Source organism: Streptomyces sp. MnatMP-M17, from assembly GCF_900091995.1.
In the GTDB taxonomy this organism is placed as follows: domain Bacteria; phylum Actinomycetota; class Actinomycetes; order Streptomycetales; family Streptomycetaceae; genus Streptomyces.
In genome coordinates this window covers 1-1777 of the sequence record NZ_FMDK01000423.1, presented here as the reverse complement: position 1 = coordinate 1777, position 1777 = coordinate 1, and the positions used below count along the sequence as shown (strand labels likewise).

Annotated in this window: 1 protein-coding gene; it reads right to left on the bottom strand. The window is 69.3% G+C overall.

Features of this window, described 5'->3' with window-relative positions; translation table 11 throughout:
- Positions 1-1777, bottom strand: a 1777-nt coding sequence (lanKC, locus tag GA0115259_RS19350) for a class III lanthionine synthetase LanKC (RefSeq protein WP_107469222.1), incomplete at both ends; no start/stop codon positions are given.

Sequence of the window (1777 nt, the reverse complement as noted above, 5' to 3'; positions counted from 1 at the left end):
CCAGCCCGGCGGCCCCGCCGTACAGACCGGGCGGCAGGGACTCCCAGGGCTGACCGAGCGTCAGTTCGGTCAATTCAAGGGCGCGTTGTGTATGGCCGAGCCGGTTCAGTGTCCAGGCGAGGCCGGCCAGACCGTCGTAGAAACCGAGCGGTGTGCCCGAGGCCGGTTCCTTCGTTCTCAGCAGCAGCCACTCCTCCGCCGGAACGCACCGGCCCGCGCCGCTCTCCTCCAGCGCGTACAGCACGCCGGCCGTTCCGTGGCCGAAGGACAGACCGCCGCCCGCCGTGGCGAACTGGGCGATGTCACCGGGGAAGAAGCGGTCCTCGCGGTCGGGCGACGCCGAGGCGAGGATCGCGTTCACCATGGAGTCCCGGCTCCGTGGCCAGTCGGCGGGCTCGGCCGGCAGATAGGGGCCCATGGCGCGGCTCTCGCCCGCCATGGGCCCCTCGACGGGGCCGTCTCCCGCGGCCCATGGACCGGCGGCCGTCTTCCGGTCGCCCACGGGATCGCGGAGCAACTCGGCGACGGCCTCGTCGAGGAACGCGCGCTCGACCGGGAACTGCCGCGCCACGATCTCGGCGAGATGCGCGGCCTTGGCGCGGTCGACGGTGAACAGACTGGTCAGCGGTATGAACAGAGCCAGCCGCAGACAGGCCAGGGCATAGCGGTCGACATCCAAGCCACGCCGGTCGGACGGTGCGACAAAGGCCGGATTGGCCACTGTCTGGCGTCCGTTGACCTCAACGGGCGCCGCGGCCTCGAAGTCGAGCAGCACCACGGACGACTCGTCCTCGGAGACCATGATGTTGAACAGATGCAGATCGTTGAAGACCACACCGCGCCCGTGTACCGCCTCGACTGCCTCCTCCACCAGCCGGTGGATCCTCAGTGCCCAGTCGGTGTACTCGGCGAGGCGGGCCGCGTCCGGATCGGTGTCGATCAGCGGATGCCGCCGGGCGAAGAATGTGTTGAGCGGTCTGCCCTCGATGTACTGGAGCACCAGGAAGTGATGGCCGCCCAGAGTGAAGCTGTCCAGCACCTCCGGTGTGCAGTCCAGTCCCGACAGCCGTTCCAGGGCGTCCTGTTCACGCCTGAGCCGGGTGACGGCGTCGGCGCCGTCGGCGGCCAGCCCGGCGTACGGCCGGGCCTCCTTGAGGACGACCTTCTCGCCGCTCCTGCTGTCGCGTGCGGCATAGACTCCGCCGCCGTTGGAGAAGTGCAGCGCCCGCTCGATCGTATAAGGCAGGTCCGCGACGGACACGGCGTTGCGCGCTTCGAGATGCGGACGCAGAAAGGACGGCGGAGTGATCCACTCGGGAATGCGGAAGGCCGGTTCCCGCAGATCCGGTACGAGCCGTCCCTCCGCGTTCTCGACGGCCGGGCGGAGTTCGCCGTCGGCGTCGTAGCAGTTCCGCTGGGTGAAGCTGCCGTAGCGGAGATGGACAGGGCCTTGGCCCCAGCGCAGATCGCTGAGGATGTACGGTCCCGGCTCGCCCGCCAGCAGGGCGTCCAGTTCAGCGGCGACGATCCCGCACCGCCGGTCGTCGGCCGGATACACGGTGATGAACTTCCCGCTCGCGCCGCGGTCCGCGTACTTGGCGTTGCGGGTGTGCAGCAGATAGCGGCTCGGCACGAACTTGAAGGCGATGTCGCGCGGTACGCAGTACCTCATGACGCGGTCCAGGACCGATTCGGCGTTGTCCGGACACGCCGACACATGGATCTTCCAGCCCTGGGCCGGCAGCTGGCAGTCGACCGGACGCCAGGCCAGCCAGTC